This window comes from Faecalibacterium sp. AM43-5AT, assembly GCF_003603345.1.
GTDB classification, from domain to species: Bacteria; Bacillota; Clostridia; order Oscillospirales; family Ruminococcaceae; genus Faecalibacterium; species Faecalibacterium taiwanense.
In genome coordinates this window covers 164,518-182,482 of the sequence record NZ_QVGZ01000002.1, presented here as the reverse complement: position 1 = coordinate 182,482, position 17,965 = coordinate 164,518, and the positions used below count along the sequence as shown (strand labels likewise).

General features: G+C 59.7%; 14 protein-coding genes. 11 read left to right on the top strand and 3 right to left on the bottom strand.

Features of this window, described 5'->3' with window-relative positions; translation table 11 throughout:
• Positions 1-28 precede the first annotated feature (28 nt).
• Positions 29-991, top strand: coding sequence for a calcium/sodium antiporter (locus DW937_RS04770; RefSeq protein ID WP_118526402.1), 963 nt, complete (start codon positions 29-31; stop codon positions 989-991).
• A 54-nt stretch (positions 992-1,045) separates the two neighbouring features.
• On the opposite strand, the gene DW937_RS04765 is transcribed toward DW937_RS04770, so the two are convergent.
• The 3 genes from DW937_RS04765 to aroF all read right to left on the bottom strand — a co-directional run bounded on the left by DW937_RS04765 (position 1,046) and on the right by aroF (position 3,778).
• A complete protein-coding gene (locus DW937_RS04765; protein WP_120120288.1) occupies positions 1,046-2,128 on the bottom strand; it encodes an FAD:protein FMN transferase in 1,083 nt (360 codons plus the stop codon).
• Positions 2,125-2,547: a DUF3783 domain-containing protein gene (locus DW937_RS04760; RefSeq protein WP_120120287.1), complete on the bottom strand. Its 423-nt coding sequence runs from the start codon at positions 2,545-2,547 to the stop codon at positions 2,125-2,127. Before DW937_RS04760 ends, DW937_RS04765 begins: the two co-directional genes overlap by 4 nt.
• 217 nt (positions 2,548-2,764) lie before the next feature.
• Positions 2,765-3,778: a 3-deoxy-7-phosphoheptulonate synthase gene (gene aroF / locus DW937_RS04755; protein ID WP_120120286.1), complete on the bottom strand. Its 1,014-nt coding sequence runs from the start codon at positions 3,776-3,778 to the stop codon at positions 2,765-2,767.
• 443 nt (positions 3,779-4,221) lie between these two features.
• Here aroF and ybaK point away from each other — a divergent pair, with 443 nt between their 5' ends.
• The 10 genes from ybaK to purB all read left to right on the top strand — a co-directional run bounded on the left by ybaK (position 4,222) and on the right by purB (position 17,871).
• Complete coding sequence (ybaK, locus tag DW937_RS04750; RefSeq protein WP_005944468.1) at positions 4,222-4,704, top strand: Cys-tRNA(Pro) deacylase; 483 nt, start codon at positions 4,222-4,224, stop codon at positions 4,702-4,704.
• Between the two features lie 446 nt (positions 4,705-5,150).
• A complete protein-coding gene (purE, locus tag DW937_RS04745) occupies positions 5,151-5,651 on the top strand; it encodes a 5-(carboxyamino)imidazole ribonucleotide mutase (RefSeq protein ID WP_097775213.1) in 501 nt (166 codons plus the stop codon).
• Between the two features lie 10 nt (positions 5,652-5,661).
• Entirely contained in the window at positions 5,662-7,140 is a 1,479-nt protein-coding gene (gene purF / locus DW937_RS04740; RefSeq protein ID WP_120120285.1) for an amidophosphoribosyltransferase, read from the top strand.
• Positions 7,141-7,144: 4 nt separating this feature from the next.
• On the top strand, positions 7,145-8,191 hold the full coding sequence (gene purM / locus DW937_RS04735; RefSeq protein ID WP_097775215.1) for a phosphoribosylformylglycinamidine cyclo-ligase: 1,047 nt from the start codon (positions 7,145-7,147) through the stop codon (positions 8,189-8,191).
• Entirely contained in the window at positions 8,185-8,781 is a 597-nt protein-coding gene (purN, locus tag DW937_RS04730; RefSeq protein WP_005944461.1) for a phosphoribosylglycinamide formyltransferase, read from the top strand. Before purM ends, purN begins: the two co-directional genes overlap by 7 nt.
• Before the next feature lie 120 nt (positions 8,782-8,901).
• A complete protein-coding gene (locus tag DW937_RS04725) occupies positions 8,902-9,708 on the top strand; it encodes an IMP cyclohydrolase (protein ID WP_097775216.1) in 807 nt (268 codons plus the stop codon).
• A 29-nt stretch (positions 9,709-9,737) separates the two neighbouring features.
• Positions 9,738-10,919, top strand: coding sequence for a phosphoribosylaminoimidazolecarboxamide formyltransferase (locus DW937_RS04720; RefSeq protein WP_120120284.1), 1,182 nt, complete (start codon positions 9,738-9,740; stop codon positions 10,917-10,919).
• A gap of 185 nt (positions 10,920-11,104) precedes the next feature.
• Complete coding sequence (gene purD / locus DW937_RS04715) at positions 11,105-12,409, top strand: phosphoribosylamine--glycine ligase (protein ID WP_120120283.1); 1,305 nt, start codon at positions 11,105-11,107, stop codon at positions 12,407-12,409.
• Positions 12,410-12,592: 183 nt separating this feature from the next.
• On the top strand, positions 12,593-16,285 hold the full coding sequence (locus DW937_RS04705) for a phosphoribosylformylglycinamidine synthase (RefSeq protein WP_120120282.1): 3,693 nt from the start codon (positions 12,593-12,595) through the stop codon (positions 16,283-16,285).
• 140 nt (positions 16,286-16,425) lie between these two features.
• Positions 16,426-17,871, top strand: coding sequence for an adenylosuccinate lyase (purB, locus tag DW937_RS04700; protein ID WP_120120281.1), 1,446 nt, complete (start codon positions 16,426-16,428; stop codon positions 17,869-17,871).
• The last annotated feature ends 94 nt before the right edge of the window (positions 17,872-17,965 follow it).

Here is a 17,965-nt window from a genome sequence, read left to right as displayed (position 1 = left end):
CTCTGCCAAAAACAAAAGGAGAAAAACTATGCTCATTCCTGTTTTGCTGTTCATCGTGGGCCTGCTGTGCCTCATCAAGGGCGGTGACTGGTTCGTGGATGGTGCCACGGGCATTGCCCGCCGCTTCCATGTGCCGGAGCTGCTCATCGGTGCCACCGTGGTGTCCATCGGAACCACCCTGCCGGAGGTGATGGTCTCCACCACCTCGGCTCTCACCGGCCACGGCGAGATCGCCTACGGCAACGCCATCGGTTCGATCATCTGCAATGCATCGCTCATTGCGGCCATCACCATTGCGGTAAAGCCGGGGAAGGTAGACCCCAAGAGCCTGCGCACGCCGGTGCTGTTTTTCTTTGTGGCAGCGGCCTTCTATGCCGGTGTGGCCTACACCACCGGCTACTTCTCCCGCCCGGTGGGCCTGATCCTTCTGGCCATGTTCGCAGCGTATATCATCTGCAACGTGATGGCCATGAAGAACGCCCCCGCCCCGGAAGAAGAGGAAGAACCGGAAGAAAATGCATCCTTTGCCAAGGAGCTGGGTCTGCTGGCCGTGGGCGCGGTGCTCATTGCCGTGGGTGCCAACCTGCTGGTGGACAACGGTACCCTGATCGCACAGGCACTGGGCGTGCCGGAGTCGGTGATCGCGCTCACCTTTGTGGCACTGGGCACCTCGCTGCCGGAGCTGGTCACGGCCATCACCTCGCTGGCAAAGGGCCACGGTGCACTTTCGCTGGGCAATGTCATTGGTGCAAACGTGTTCAATCTGGTGCTGGTGAGCGGTGTTTCCGCCGCGGTGGCACCCTTCACCATCCCGCAGAACTCCCTGCTCTTCGGCCACAATGCATCGCTGGTGCTGGAGTTCCCGGTCATGTTCGCCGTGATGCTGCTGCTCACCCTGCCCGCCCTCTTCAAGGGCAAGCTGAGCCGCCCGCAGGGCATTGCACTGCTGTGCATCTACGCAGCATTCTGTGTGGTGCAGTTCACCATCTGATAAAACGGCAAAAGGCCGACGCAGTGCTGCGTCGGCCTTTTGCCGTTTTAAGGGTTACTTTTTCAAATGGGAATCCCAGCCGGAAGAGGTGATGACCTGCTGATCCGGTGTGCACCACATGGCTTCCACGCCGTCCAGACTTTCCACGATCTTCATCCCGTCCTCCAGCGGCTGGCAGAACAGACCGGTGGTCAGGCAGTCGGCAAGGCCGGAGTCGCTGCACAGCACGGTCACGCCGTTAAAGTAGGCGGCGGGGAACAGGGTGTCCGGGTCGATCAGGTGATGGTAGCGCTTGCCGTCCACCACGTAGTAGCGCTGGTAGTCGCCGCTGGTCACAAGGGCCATATCGCTCATGTTGATGGCACCGTCCAGCATGGAATCCGACGTGTATACATCCGAAGAGCTCCACGGGTTTTCCACGCCGCCGGTCCACTGGCTGCCGTCCGGTTTTACACCAATGGCGCGCAGGTTGCCGCCCACGCTCACCAGAGCGCTGGTCAGGCCGCGGGCCTCGGCAGCCTGGCACACCATTTCCACGGCGTAGCCCTTGCCCACGCTGCCCACATCCAGCGACATTTCCGGGTCGGCCAGATAAACGGTCTTGGCATCCGCGTCGATGATCACGTTGTTGATATCACAGTGCTGGGCGGCTGCTTCCAGCTCTTCCATGGTGGGCAGCTTGTTGTCGGCATCCGTCTCGGCGGCTTCGGCAGCTTCGCGGTAATTGTGCCAGATATTCAGCACGCTGCCCATGGCAATGTTCAGCTTGCCGTTGGTGGTCTGGTACATCTGGTCGGCCAGCTCCAGCATGGAGAGGATGCGGTCGTCCACCTCCACCGGAGCGCTGCCGGCATTGTCGTTGATGGTCTTGACGTTGGTCACGCCGGGGTAATCGTTGTAGATATCATACAGCTGGTTATAGGTAATAAGGTCTGCGTGCAGGGCATCCATCTGGCTGTTGAATTCTTCCTCGCTCTCACAGTAGGCGATCACCTGCGTTACGGTATCGAACACATCATAAAAAACGGTGGAATAGCGGGTAAGCTCTTTCTTTTTGGAGGCACAGCCTGCCAGCAGGCTCAGGCAGAGCACCCCGGCCAACAGGGCGCTGACGAAACGTTTTGCGCGGGTCATCATACGGTGTGGTTCTCCTTTGCGGCGGTAAAGGCGGCGTGCTCCTCCTGCAGGTGGGCCAGCAGATCGCCGAACACCCAGCTGCGGTTTGAGGGGGTGACAAGAGCCTTGAGCGGCACGGTGACCTGTGCCTGCTTCATCAGATCCAGCAGGGTGTCCACATCCTTCTCCTTGAAGTTGGCCAGAACCACTGCCGGCGGGTAGGCACCCGGTTCCAGCACCAGCGTGCGTGCGGCCTTGGTCTCCACCTCGCCCAGCAGCTGGGCCACGGTCTTGCCCGCATCGGCAGGGGAGACGAGCAGCACCTTCATGCCAAAGGCAGGAGCCATGCCTTCCAGTTTGCCGCGGTCGGCGGGGGAAAGATTCCAGCCCAGAACCAGCGGGACACCGGCGTTCTGGTTGCGTGCAATATGTGCTTTCATAATGATACCTCTTTTTAAAGGATAGATTCAAAATACACTATAGTATACCATAAATAAGAGCAAAAGAAAACAAAAACTCCCCCAGTCATCGCTGCGCGATGCCAGCCCCCTCAAAGATGGGGCCTTTGACAGAACCGGAAAGTTTTTTCGGTTCGCCAGAGGCTCCCTCCTTGGGGGAGCTGTCTGCGCAGCAGACTGAAGGAGTATGTAAAATGCCTTAGTTCAGCTTCTTGCCGAAGAACTCCACCTCTTTGCCGATGAACTGCATCAGCTCGTCGAACTGGTCGGGGGTCAGGCTCTGGGCACCATCGCACTTTGCCTTGGCGGGGTTGTTGTGCACTTCGATCATCAGGCCGTCGGCACCGGCAGCAACAGCGGCCTTTGCCAGATCCGGCACCATCCATGCGTGGCCGCAGGCATGGCTGGGGTCCACAATAACGGGCAGGTGGGTCATCTTGTGCAGCATCACCACACCGGCAAGGTCGAGGGTGTTGCGCATGCTGGTCTCAAAGGTGCGGATGCCGCGCTCACAGAGGATGACGTTCTCGTTGCCCTCAGCCATGATGTACTCGGCGCTCATCACGAACTCTTCCAGCGTATTGGCAAGGCCGCGCTTGAGCAGCACCGGCTTGTTCTGACGGCCAACGGCCTTGAGCAGCTCAAAGTTCTGCATGTTGCGGGCACCCACCTGAATGAGGTCTACATTCTCGAACAGGGGCAGGTGCTCGGTGTTCATGATCTCGGTCACGATGGGAGCACCGGTGGCGCGGCGTGCCAGCTTGAGCAGGTCGAGGCCCTCGCTGCGCATACCCTGAAAGGAGTAGGGCGAGGTGCGGGGCTTGAATGCGCCGCCGCGCAGCAGGGAAGCACCCGCAGCCTTCACGCGCTGTGCGCAGTAGGTGATTTGCTCCTCGCTCTCAATGCTGCAGGGGCCGGCGATCACGGCAAAGCTGCCGCCGCCGATCTTTACGCCGTCCACATCGATCACGCTGTCGTCCGGGTGGAACTTGCGGTTGGCCTTCTTATAAGGCTCGGTCACGCGGCGGCAGGTCTCCACCACCGGGTTTGCCAGCACCCAGCTCTCGGCCACGGCCTTGGTGTCGCCGATCAGGCCCAGAATGTGGCTCTCACTGCCCTTGGAATCGTTGATCTGCAGGCCCATATCCTGCAGTTCGTGGCAGAACTCGCGTACCTGTACCTCAGGTGCGTCCTGTTTGAGTACGATGATCATAGTGTTTTGTCTCCTTTGCCTTATCGTGTGAAACGGCGAGGGAGACCGGCTCCTTTGCCGCAGCTTGCAGTGTCAAACTTCAGGGTTCTGAAGTGTGTGACGCTATGATATCACTTCAGGAAACTGAAGTCAAGAGAATTTTGAATTTTTTTGAAGAAAGTGGTAGAATAGAAAAAACTCCTTCAGTCCCGCATACGCTCGACAGCTCCCTCTGAGAGGGCGCCCTTGGCAAAACAGGAAACGTTGTGTGGGCTGCCAAAGCCTCCCTCAATGAGAAAGACTTCCCCCGGCCGGGACAGATTCTCCCCGCGCCGGGGAGAAATGTCACCACAGGTGACAAAGAGAGGAACAGATGTCACGCAAGTGACAAAAAGGGGAGCAGTGGCATCGCGTAGCGATGACGGAAGGAGTCTGTTTAATGCAATCAGAAGGGGATATCAGAGATGGGAAAAGAAGCAAAAACCAATGCCATGCGCATTCTGGAACGTGAAAAGGTACCCTACACCGCCCACGAGTACGCTCATGAAGAGGGCGTTGCCGTGGCAGGTGTGGATGTGGCAGGCAGCATGGGCGAAGACCCTGCCTGCGTGTATAAGACGCTGGTAACGCAGGGCAATAGCAAAAACTATTTTGTGTTCGTCATTCCGGTGGCGGCAGAGCTGGATCTGAAAGCCGCTGCCCGCAGTGTGGGCGAAAAAAGCGTTGCCATGATCCATGTGGCCGATATCAACAAGGTCACCGGCTATGTGCGCGGTGGCTGCAGCCCGGTAGGCATGAAAAAGCAGTATAAGACCGTGTTCGATGAGAGCGTGCTGACGCAGGAGAAGGTCTATGTCTCCGGCGGGCGCATCGGCACGCAGGTGTGCTGTGCCCCAGCGGACCTCATCCGTGCTGCACGGGCAATTACAGCAAAAATTATTTTTTAAAAAAGTCCGTCTATTGTACAAAAAGTTAACGCATCCTATTTACATAAAATATACTTAAAATATAAGTCATACTTAAAAAGAAAAACAATGTCGAAACTGCACAAAACTTTTGAAAGTTTTTTGACGGCATGAAAACACAAGGTAGAATTTGTGGGAACACTCTTTTCAAAGATGTTTTTTTGCCGTAAACTGTATGTAGTACAGGGACGGCGGCCCGCAGAAAGGGCTTTTCCGCCGCCTGAAAACGCAAGCACAAGGAACTGCGGAGGAGAACTTCAATGATGAAGATGCTGCCGGGTCTCATGGGTCGAAACAACATTCGGGCATGTCAGGGGCATCGTGCAACTTTGTGCAAAGCGTCGGGAGAGCATACGCAGAATTAAAGGCCGTGGTACGGGTGTACCGCAGCCTTTTTTGTTTGTCGGTTGAGAAAGAGAGGTTTGGATATGGTTCGTAAAGTGGCTGTGATCATGGGTTCTGACAGCGATTGGCCGGTGGTAAAGGGCGCATGTGCCCAACTGAAAGCGCTGGACATCCCTTTTGAGGCGCACATCCTTTCGGCACACCGCACCCCTGCCGGGGCAGCGGAGTTTGCCAAAAGCGCCCGTGCCAACGGCTTCGGCGTGATCCTGTGCGCAGCAGGCATGGCAGCACATCTGGCGGGTGCCTTTGCTGCCAACACCACCCTGCCGGTGATCGGCATTCCCATGAAGGGCGGTGCCATGGACGGCATGGATGCCCTGCTTGCCACGGTGCAGATGCCCAGCGGCATCCCGGTGGCAACGGTGGCTCTGAACGGTGCCAAGAACGCCGCATGGCTGGCTGCGGAAATTCTGGCTTTGAGCGACGACGCTCTGGCCGAAAAGCTGGCAGCAGAGCGCACCGCCATGGCCGCACAGATCGCTGCCAAAGAGGAAAAGCTGCAGGCTGAGATCGCCCAGCTGTAAAGGAGAACCAATGTCTGATTTTGCATATCCGCTGCACGAAGAATGCGGCGTTTTCGGTATTTACGACCGTGCCGGTACCGAGGATGTGGCCGCTGCGGCCTACTCGGCTCTGTATGCCCTGCAGCACCGTGGTCAGGAGAGCTGCGGCATCGCTGTGAACGATGATGGCGTCATTGTCGGCCACCGCGACCTCGGCCTTGTGAACGAGGTGTTCACCCCGGCGGTGCTGGCAAGCATTTCCAGGCCCACCGCTCATATGGCGACCGGCCATGTGCGCTATGCCACTGCTGGCAGCCGCGTGCGGGCCAACGCACAGCCCATGATCGTGCGCCATGGCCGCGGCACCATGGCACTGTGCCACAACGGCAACCTGACCAACGCCATCGAGCTGCGCCGCCAGCTGGAAAATGAAGGTGCCATCTTCCACGGCTCCTCCGATACCGAGGTGATCTGCTACCTGATTACCCGCAACCGCCTGCGCATGGGCAGCATCGAGACCGCCATCAGCAAGACGATGGATGTGCTGGAGGGTGCCTACAGTCTGGTGATCATGTCGGCCACCAAGCTGATCGCCGTGCGCGACCCCCGCGGCTACCGGCCCCTGTGTATCGGCACCTTGCCCGGCGGCGGCTATGTGTTTGCCAGCGAGAGCTGTGCACTGGACGCTGCCGGTGCCACCCTGCTGCGGGACGTGGAGCCCGGCGAGATCGTGGTGGCAGACGCAAAAACCGGTGAGCTGCGCAGCATCAAGGATCACTGCGGCCGGCCGGACACCCAGATGTGCGTGTTCGAGTTTATTTACTTCTCCCGCCCGGACAGCATCATCGAGGGCAGCTCGGTGCACGAGGCCCGCAAGCAGGCCGGCCGGTTCCTTGCACAGGAACACCCCGTGGAAGCGGACGTGGTCATCGGCGTGCCGGATTCCGGTCTGGATGCAGCTCTCGGCTACTCGCAGGAGAGCGGCATCCCCTATGGCATCGGCTTTATTAAGAATAAGTACATCGGCCGCACCTTCATTCAGGGCAGCCAGAAGCAGCGCGAGAACAGCGTGCGCATCAAGCTGAACGTCGTTTCCAGCACGGTCAAGGGCAAGCGCGTGGTGCTGGTGGATGACTCCATCGTGCGCGGCACCACATCTGCCCGCATCATCAAGCTGCTGCGGGATGCCGGTGCCACCGAGGTGCACTTTATGGTGTCGGCACCGCCGTTCAAGTACCCCTGCTACTTCGGCACTGACATCCCGGATCAGAAACTGCTGGTGGCCACCGGCCGCACGGTCGAGCAGATCAATGAAGTGATCGGGGCCGATACGCTGGGCTACCTTTCCACTGAGCATGTTGTCCAGCTTGCAAAGAACACAAAATGCGGATTCTGCACCGCCTGCTTTACCGGCGAATATGCCGTGAAGCCGGACGAGGTGCTTTCCACCGATATTCACGAACGCCACCTGAACGACCGTCCCAAGGACGAGAAAAAATTAGGAGAGTAAGACCATGGAAAAAAGCTATTCTGAAAGCTATGCAGCCGCCGGTGTGGATATCACCGCCGGTTATCGCTCTGTTGAACTGATGAAGCAGTATGTGGCCCGCACCATGAACGAGCACTGCATTGGCGGTCTGGGCGGCTTTGGTGGCCTGTTTGAGCTGGACTGCACCGGCTACAAGCACCCGGTGCTGATCTCCGGCACCGACGGCGTGGGCACCAAGCTGAAAATTGCCATGATCATGGACAAGCACGATACCATCGGCATCGACTGCGTGGCTATGTGCGTGAACGATGTCATCTGCGCCGGTGCAAAGCCGCTGGTGTTCTTGGATTACATCGCCTGCGGCCGCAACATTCCCGAGAAGATCGCAGAGATCGTCAAGGGTGTGGCTGAGGGCTGCGTGCAGGCCGACTGCTCTCTGGTGGGCGGCGAGACTGCCGAGCACCCGGGCATGATGCCGGAGGAGGAGTACGATCTGGCCGGTTTCACCGTGGGTGTCGTGGATAAGGAAAAGATCCTGAGCAACGAGACCATGGCAGCCGGTGATGTGATTCTTGCCCTGCCTTCCACCGGTGTGCACTCCAACGGTTTCTCGCTGGTGCGCAAGATCTTTGACATTGACGCAAACCCCGATGTGCTGCACACTGCCCCTGCAGAGCTGGGCGGCAAGACGCTGGGCGAGGCCCTGCTGGCTCCCACCAAGATCTACGTCAAGCCTGTGCTCAAGGTGCTGGAAGAGGTGGATGTGAAGGGCATTTCCCACATCACCGGCGGCGGCTTCTACGAGAACATTCCCCGCAGCCTGAAAAAGGGCTGCTGCGCACGCATCAACAAGGCAGATGTCCGCACCCCGGCTCTGTTCCAGCTGATGCAGAAGACCGGCAATATCTCCGAGCACGATATGTTCAACACCTTCAACATGGGCGTTGGCATGGTGCTCACCGTCCCCGCAGAGCAGGCCGACAAGGCGCTGGACATCCTGCACGCAAACGGTGAGCCGGAAGCTTACCGTCTGGGCGTCATTGCAGAAGGTGAGGGCGTGGAGCTGTGCTGAACATTGCAGTTTTAGTCTCCGGCGGCGGCACCAACCTGCAGGCTCTGCTGGACAGCGAAGCCCGAGGCGAGAACCCCAACGGCAGGATCACCCTTGTGGTGGCCTCCAAGCCCGGTGTCTATGCGCTGGAACGGGCCGCAAAGGCCGGTGTGGAAGGCTGCGTGGTGCGCCGCAAGGATTACGCCAGTAGTGAGGATTTTGACGCAGCTCTGCTGAAAACGTTGAAAGACCACAACATCGATCTGGTGGTGCTGGCAGGCTTTCTGTCCGTGCTGGGGCCCAGTGTCATTGAAGCGTATCCCCGCCGCATCCTGAATGTGCACCCGGCACTCATCCCGTCTTTCTGCGGGCCCGGCATGTACGGTCTGCGTCCGCACGAGGCGGCTCTGGCCCGGGGTTGTAAGGTGACCGGTGCCACCGTCCACTTCGTGAACGAAGAGTGCGACGGCGGGCCCATCCTGCTGCAGAAGGCCGTGGACATCCTGCCCGGCGACACCCCCGAGGTGCTGCAGAAGCGTGTGATGGAGCAGGCCGAGTGGAAGCTGCTGCCTAAGGCCGTGGCTATGGTGTGCAGCGGAGAAATTGAGTGAAAACTCCTTCCGTCACGCCTGACGGCGTGCCACCTCCCTCAAGGAGGGAGGCAAGGCTCCCTCTCCGAGGGGGCTGTCGCCGCAGGCGACTGGGGGAGTTCCGTAATAGGAGAATTTGACATGGAAAAGATCAACCTGAACGAGTATCTGGCATCCAACGAGTATCCCGGCCGCGGCATTGCTGTGGCAATGGCTCCGGATGGCCGCCAGATGTTCATTGGCTACTTTATCATGGGCCGCAGCGAGAACAGCCGCAACCGCGTGTTTGACCCCGTGCCCGAGCGCGGCGGTATCTGCACCATCGCAGCGGACCCCGCGAAGCTGGAGGACCCCAGCCTTATTATTTACAATCCGGTGCTGACGCTGGGCAAGACCCATATCGTGACCAACGGCGACCAGACCGATACCATTTATGACCTGATGAGTCAGGGCAAGAGCTTTGCCGATGCCCTGCGCACCCGCACCTTTGAGCCGGACGGCCCCAACTACACCCCCCGCATCTCCGCTGTGGTGTACGCCGACGGCAGCTATCAGATGAGCATTCTCAAGTCTGCGGACGGCAATGGCGACAGCGTGCAGCGCTATTTCTTTGATTATCCGCAGCCCGTTGCAGGCGAGGGCCATTTCATCAGCACCTACAAGCACAACGGAAATCCCATCCCCAGCTTTGAGGGTGAGCCGCTGCGCTTTGCCTGCCCCCGCACCATCGGCGATTTTGCACAGGGTCTGTGGAGCAGCCTGAACCCGGACAACAAGGTGAGCCTGTTTGCCCGGGTCATTGATCTGGACTCCGGCGAGACCGGCGACATGATCTTTAACAAGTACGATGCCGTGTGCAGCGATCTGGACGACCCCGAGGAGCCGGAGCTGCTGCCCGAAGAGCTGGAACTGCTCAAAAAGCTTGACGCAGAGGAAAAACAGGACTAAAACAATAGAGAAATAAGGAGGATGCACCAATGAACGAACTGGCACTGAAGTACGGCTGCAACCCCAACCAGAAGCCCAGCCGCATTTATATGGAAGATGGCTCTGACCTGCCGGTCACTGTGCTGAACGGCAAGCCCGGCTACATCAATTTTCTGGACGCGCTCAACTCCATCCAGCTGGTCAAGGAGCTGAAAGCTGCCTGTGGTCTGCCCGTAGCAGCTTCCTTCAAGCACGTTTCCCCGGCAGGCGCAGCGCTGGGGCTGCCCCTGACCGATGTGGAACGCAAAATGTACCACATTGCCCCGGATATGGAGCTGTCGCCGCTGGCAAATGCTTATGCCCGTGCACGCGGTGCCGACCGCATGTCCTCCTTTGGCGACTGGATCGCCCTTTCGGACATCTGCGATGTGCCCACCGCAAAGCTGATCCAGCACGAGGTGTCCGACGGCATCATCGCCCCGGGCTACGAGCCGGAGGCACTGGCTATCCTGTCCGGCAAGAAGAAGGGCAACTACAATGTGGTCGCCATCGACCCGGCCTACAAGCCTGCTCCCATCGAGCACAAGCAGGTGTACGGCATCACCTTTGAGCAGGGCCGCAACGAGCTGGTCATCAACGCCGACACCATGCTGAACAACTGGGTCACCGAGAACAAGGATGTGACCGAAGAGCAGAAGCGTGATCTGGTCATTGCACTCATCACCCTGAAGTATACTCAGTCCAACAGCGTATGCTACACCTACCACGGCCAGACCATCGGCGTGGGCGCAGGCCAGCAGAGCCGCATCCACTGCACCCGTCTGGCAGGCCAGAAGGCCGACAACTGGCAGCTGCGCCACATGGATAAGGTGCTCAACCTGCCCTTCCGCGACGATGTGGCAAAGCCTAACCGTGACAACGCCATTGATGTTTACATCGGCGATACGCCCGAGGATGTGATTGGCGACGATGTGTGGGCCGAGACCTTTACCGAGCAGCCCGCCCCGCTGACCGCTGAGGAAAAGAAGGAATATCTGAGCAAAGTGACCGGCGTGTGCCTTGGCTCGGATGCCTTCTTCCCCTTCGGCGACAACATCGAGCGTGCCCGCCGCTCCGGCGTGACCGCCATCGTGCAGCCCGGCGGCTCCATCCGCGACCAGCAGGTCATTGACACCTGCAACAAGTACGGCATCGCAATGGCCTTCTGCGGCCTGCGGCTGTTCCATCACTAAGGGAAACGGGCTCGCCCTCTCCGTCATTGCTTGCGCAATGCCACCTCTCCCAAGGGGAGAGGCTTTGGCAGTACGGTAAAGTTTCCGGTTTTGCCAAGGGCTCTCCCTTTGGGAGAGCTGGACGCGAAGCGGACTGAGAGGGCGAGGTAGCTGACGGAAAGAACGAAAGTTTAGGAGAAAACGATATGGCTGAAAAAATTCTGGTAGTGGGCGGCGGCGGCCGCGAGCACGCCATCATCAAGGCACTGAAAAAAAGCCCTGACTGCGGCGAGATCTGGTGCGCACCCGGCAACGGCGGCATCAGCTATGACGCAAAGTGCAAAAACATCAAGTCTACCGATGTGGACACCATGGTGGGCTTTGCCGTAGAAGAAAAGTTCGATTACGTTGTGGTGGCGCAGGACGACCCGCTGGCTCTGGGCATGGTGGATGCGCTGGCAGCAGTGGGCATCCCGGCCTTTGGCCCGGATAAGGCCGCTGCCCGCATCGAGGCCTCCAAGGTGTTCTCCAAGGACCTGATGAAGAAATACGGCATCCCCACCGCAAAGTACGAGACCTTTGACGACCCCGCCAAGGTCATGGAGTACATCAAGGCCGAGGGCAAGTACCCGGTGGTCATCAAGGCCGACGGTCTGGCACTGGGCAAGGGCGTGCTCATCTGCGAGAACGAGCAGCAGGCTGCGGACGGCGTGAAGGAAATCATGCTGGATAAGAAATTCGGCGCATCCGGCAACCATGTGGTGGTGGAGGAATTCCTCACCGGCCCCGAGGTCAGTGTGCTGAGCTTTACGGACGGCAAGGTGGTCAAGCCCATGGTGTCCAGCATGGACCACAAGCGTGCCAACGACCACGACACCGGCCTGAACACCGGCGGCATGGGCACCATTGCTCCCAACCCCTACTACACCCCGGAAGTGGCCGCTGAGTGCATGGAGAAAATTTTCCTGCCCACCATCAAGGCCATGAACGCCGAGGGCTGCCCCTTCAAGGGCTGCCTCTACTTCGGCCTGATGCTCACCCCGGACGGCCCGAAGGTCATCGAGTACAACTGCCGCTTTGGTGACCCCGAAACGCAGGTGGTGCTGCCCCTGCTGGAAGGCGACCTGCTGCACATCATGCAGGCCTGCACGGGCGGCACGCTGGAAAACGAGGAGGTCAAGTTCTCGGACGGTGCTGCCGCCTGCGTCATTCTGGCTTCCGGCGGCTACCCGGTGGCTTACGAGAAGGGCAAGCCCATCACCGGCCTTGTGGACGGCCAGCTGCCCGGCGAGGAGAATGTGACGGTCTACCACTCCGGCACCGCCATCACCGAGGATGGCACCCTTGTCACGGCCGGCGGCCGTGTGCTGGGTGTCACCGCCACCGGCCCGCGGCTGACCAATGCACTGAGCCATGCCTATGAGGCGGCAGAGAAGATCAGCTTTGAGAAGCTGCACAAGCGCAGCGATATCGGCCTGCGCGCCCTGAAGGCACTGGCAGAGAAGGAATAAATGGCGCGCCCTCTCAGGCCGCTTCGCGTCCAGCTCTCCCAAAGGGAGAGCCCTTGGCAAAACCATGAACTTTGCGTGGACTGCCAAGGCCTCCCACTTTGGGGGAGGTGGCAGCGCGTGAGCGCTGACGGAGAGGGCGAGGACGCTAGATAAATTTTAGAATCATAAGGGGGAACCTACCCAATGGTCTATCGTATTTATGTGGAAAAAAAGCCCGGCTTTGATGTGGAAGCCACCGGCCTGAAAAATGAGCTGACCAGCCTGCTGGGCATCCAGTCGCTTACCGGTCTGCGTCTGCTGAACCGCTACGATGTGGAAGGCATCGACGAAGAACTGTTCAACCAGTGTGCAAACACCGTGTTCAGTGAGCCGCCGGTGGATAACACCTATGCCGAGCTGCCCGCCAGCGACGGCGTGTCCTTTGCAGTGGAGTATCTGCCCGGCCAGTTCGACCAGCGCGCCGACTCCGCTGCTGAGTGCATCCAGCTCATCAGTCAGGGCGAGCGCCCGCTGGTGCGCTCTGCCCGCGTCTATCTGCTGGAAGGCACCCTGACCGACGAGCAGGTGGCCGAGATCAAGAAATACGTCATCAACCCGGTGGAGGCCCGCGAGGCTTCGCTGGACACCAAGCAGACCCTGAAAATGGAGTACCCCGTGCCCGCCCCGGTCAAGGTGCTGGAGGGCTTTAACCAGCTGGACGAAGAGCAGCTGAAAAAGTTCATTGCGGACAACGGCCTTGCCATGGATCTTGGCGATATCGAGTTCTGCCAGAAGTATTTCCGCTCTGAGCACCGCGACCCCACCATCACCGAGATCAAGATGATCGACACCTACTGGTCCGATCACTGCCGCCACACCACCTTCGGTACCATTCTGGACGATGTGCAGATCGACGATGCCGTGGTGCAGAAGGCCTTTGACCGCTACATGGCCATGCGCGCCGATCTGGGCCGCGAGAACAAGCCCCGCTGCATGATGGACCTTGCCACCATCGGCGCCAAGGAGCTGAAGAAGCAGGGTATTCTGAAAAATCTGGACGAGTCCGACGAGATCAACGCCTGCACCGTCAAGATCAAGTGCGATGTGAACGGCAAGGACGAGGACTGGCTGTTCCTGTTCAAGAACGAGACCCACAACCACCCCACCGAGATCGAGCCCTTCGGCGGTGCAGCTACCTGCATCGGCGGTGCCATCCGTGACCCGCTGTCCGGCCGCAGCTACGTCTATCAGGCCATGCGCGTCACCGGCGCAGGCGACCCGCTCAAGCCGGTCAGCGAGACTCTGCCCGGAAAGCTGCCCCAGCGCAAACTGGTGACCACTGCTGCCGCAGGCTATTCCTCCTACGGCAACCAGATCGGCCTTGCTACCGGTCAGGTGGACGAAATCTACCACCCCGGCTATGTGGCAAAGCGCATGGAGATCGGTGCCGTTGTAGGCGCTACCCCCGCTTCCCACGTCCGCCGCGAGTGCCCCGCCCCCGGCGATGTCATCGTTCTGCTGGGCGGCCGCACCGGCCGTGATGGTGTGGGCGGTGCTACCGGTTCTTCCAAGGCCCACAAGCTGGACAGCCTTGAGCACTGCGGTGCCGAGGTGCAGAAGGGCAATGCTCCCATCGAGCGCAAGCTGCAGCGCCTGTTCCGCCGCGAGGATGCCTGCAGGATGATCAAGCGCTGCAACGACTTTGGCGCAGGCGGTGTGTCCGTTGCCATCGGTGAGCTGGCCGACGGCCTGTACATCGACCTGAACAAAGTCACCAAGAAGTACGAGGGTCTGGACGGCACCGAGCTGGCCATCAGCGAGAGCCAGGAGCGCATGGCTGTGGCGCTGGCCCCCGAGGACGTGGACAAGTTCATTGCTCTCGCCAACGAAGAGAACCTTGAGGCCACTCCTGTGGCAAAGGTGACGGCTGAGCCCCGCCTGAACATGGTGTGGAACGGCATGTCCATCGTGAACATCAGCCGCGAATTCCTGAACTCCAACGGTGCAGAGAAGCACCAGAAGGTCCATGTGGAAAAGGCCACGGTCTGGCAGCCCCAGTGGGAGGGCCTGACCTTCAGCCAGAAGATGAAGAACATGGTGGGCGATTTGAACATCTGCAGCAAGAAGGGCCTGTCTGAGCGGTTCGACTCCACCATTGGTGCCGCCACTGTGCTCATGCCCTTTGGCGGTGCCTATCAGCTGACCCCGCAGAACGCCATGGTGGCAAAGCTGCCGGTGGACGGCGAGACCAGCACCTGCTCCGGCATGGCATGGGGCTTCAACCCCTTCCTGATGAGCGCAGACCAGTACAAGGGCGCTCAGATGGCCGTCATTGAGAGCGTTACCAAGCTGGTGGCCTCCGGCTTCCGCTATGAGGATGCTTACCTCACCTTCCAGGAATATTTCGAGCGTCTGGGCACCGCCCCGGAGCGCTGGGGCAAGCCGCTGGCCGCTCTGCTGGGTGCACTGGATGCTCAGATAGGTCTGGGCATTGCATCCATCGGCGGCAAGGACAGTATGTCCGGCTCCTTTGAAAAGCTGGATGTGCCTCCCACGCTGGTCTCCTTTGCAACCGCCATCGGCAAGGCAAACAAGGTGGTCTCCACCGAATTCAAGAAGCCGGAGAGCACGGTGGTGCTGGTACGGCCTATCATCGACCCCGAGACCGGCTGCCCCAACTTCTTCTCCCTGAAGGCCAACTACAAGATCGTGGAGGACATGATCGAAGAGGGCATGGTGGCATCCGCCTGCTCTGTGGGCTACGGCGGCATTGCCGAGGCTCTGTTCAAGATGGGCCTTGGCAACCACATCGGCTTCAAGATGCGTGCGGACAAGACCACCCATGAGATGTTCCAGCCCATGTACGGCTCCATCGTTCTGGAAATGGTGTCCGATTCGCCCGCCGGTGAGATCCTGGGCGAGACCACCAAGGAATACGTCTTTGAAGCCTGCGGCGAAAAGCTGGATATGGCCCAGCTGCAGGAGATCTGGGAAGGCAAGCTGGAGCCGGTGTACCCCTACCGCAAGGCAGGCCCCACCGTGGAAAAGATCAACGGCAAGCTGACCGCACCCGCCGCACCCAAGATCGGTGTGGCAAAGCCCAAGGTCATCATTCCGGTGTTCCCGGGCACCAACTGCGAGTACGACACCGCCAAGGCCTTTGCCCGCGCCGGTGCCGACCCGGAGATCCTGGTCATCCGCAATCTGACCCCCGCCGATGTTGCCGAGAGCTGCAAGGCACTGGTCAAGGCCATCGATAACAGCCAGATCGTCATGCTGCCCGGCGGCTTCTCCGGCGGCGACGAGCCGGACGGCAGTGCAAAGTTCATTGCATCCTTCTTCCGCAACCCGGAAGTCACCGAGGCGGTGCGTCGTCTGCTGCAGCAGCGCGACGGCCTGATGCTGGGCATCTGCAACGGTTTCCAGGCCCTCATCAAGCTGGGTCTGGTCCCCTACGGCGATATCCGCCCCATCACCGCTTACGACCCCACCCTGACCTTCAACACCATCGGTCGCCACCAGAGCATGCTGGTGCGCACCCGCATTGCATCCACCGGCAGCCCGTGGCTGTCCAAGTGCGAGGTGGGCGAACAGTTCACCGTTGCCATCAGCCACGGCGAGGGCCGCTTCGTGGCTCCGCAGGAGGTGCTGGACACCCTCATGAAGAATGGCCAGATCACCACCCAGTATGTGGACATCGAGGGCAACCCCACCATGGACCAGCGCTATAACCCCAACGGCTCTGTGCTGGCGATCGAAGGCATCACCAGCCCGGATGGCCGTGTGTTCGGCAAGATGGGCCACTCGGAGCGCAGCGGCGAGTACCTGTACAAGAACGTTACCGGTGACAAATATCAGCCGATCTTTGAGGGCGGCGTGGACTATTTCAAGATTTGATGGTAGAATAGAGAAAAACTCCTTCCGTCATCGCGGATGCGATGCCACCTCCCTCGGAGAGGGAGGCTGAAAGGCCCCCTCCCCGAGGGGGCTGTCGCCGGAAGGCGACTGGGGGAGTCACTTTCAGGAGGAAACAATCAATGTCTCAGCATGATCGTTATATCAGCCCCTTTTCCACCCGCTATTCCTCGGACGAGATGCAGTATATCTTCTCGGACGATAACAAGTTCCGCACATGGCGCCGCCTGTGGGTGGCGCTGGCCCGGGCCGAAATGGAGCAGGGCCTGACCAACATCACCCCCGATATGGTGGCTGAGCTGGAAGCCCATGTGGACGATATCAACTATGAAGTGGCCATCGAGCGCGAAAAGCTGGTGCGCCACGACGTGATGAGCCATGTGTACGCCTACGGCCAGCAGTGCCCCAAGGCTGCCGGCATCATCCATCTGGGTGCCACCAGCTGCTATGTGGGCGACAACACCGACATCATCGTGATGCGTCAGGGTCTGGAACTGGTGCGCAAAAAGCTGATCGGTGTGTTGGCAAAGCTGGGCCGCTTCGCCGAGGAATACAAGGACATGCCCTGCATGGCCTATACTCACTGCCAGCCCGCTCAGCCCACCACCGTGGGCAAGCGCGCCACCCTGTGGGCCAACGAGCTGGTGATGGACCTGCAGGAGATCGACCACCGTCTTGCTGTTCTGCAGCTGCGCGGTGTCAAGGGTACCACCGGCACGCAGGCTTCCTTTATGGAGCTGTTCAAGGGCGATGCCGATAAGATCCGCGCCGTGGATGCTTCCATCGCCAGGGAGATGGGCTTTGCGCCCGAAGCGGTCATCCCCGTGTCCGGCCAGACCTACAGCCGCAAGGTGGATGCCTTCATCCTGAATGCCCTGGCCGGCATTGGCCAGAGCTGCATGAAGTTCGCCACCGACCTGCGCCTGCTGGCCAACTTCAAGGAGATGGAGGAGCCGTTTGAAAAGAACCAGATCGGTTCCTCCGCCATGCCTTACAAGCGCAACCCCATGCGCTGCGAGCGTATCTGCGCACTGAGCCGCTACCTGATGGTAGATGTGCTGAACCCCAGCTTCACCACCGGCACCCAGTGGTTTGAGCGCACGCTGGACGACAGCGCCAACAAGCGTGTCGCCATGGCTGAGGGCTTCCTTGCCACCGACGCTATCCTGAACATCATGCTCAATGTCACCGACGGCATCGTGGTGTATCCCAAGGTGGTGCGCAGCCGTCTGATGGCAGAGCTGCCCTTCATGGCCAGTGAGAACATCATGATGCAGGCTGTGGAAAAGGGCGGAAACCGTCAGGAGCTGCACGAGCGCCTGCGCCAGCACGCCATCGCCGCCGGCAAGCAGGTCAAGGAAGAGGGCCTGCCCAACGATATGGTGGACCGTATCGCTGCCGACCCTGCCTTTGGCCTGACCCGCGAGGAGATCGTGGCGGGCCTTGTGCCGGAGAACTTTGTGGGCCGTGCACCGCAGCAGGTGGAGGAGTTCATCGCCAATGTGCTCAAGCCCATCTTCGATGCAAACCCCGATGCCGTGGAGCAGCACGCATCTTTGAGTGTTTGATTTTAAATGCTCTCCGCTTACGCGCTGAGCATAAACAGCGGAAGTTACAGTTTGTTTTGCAAGAAGGAGAAGCCTGTGGGCTTCTCCTTCTTGC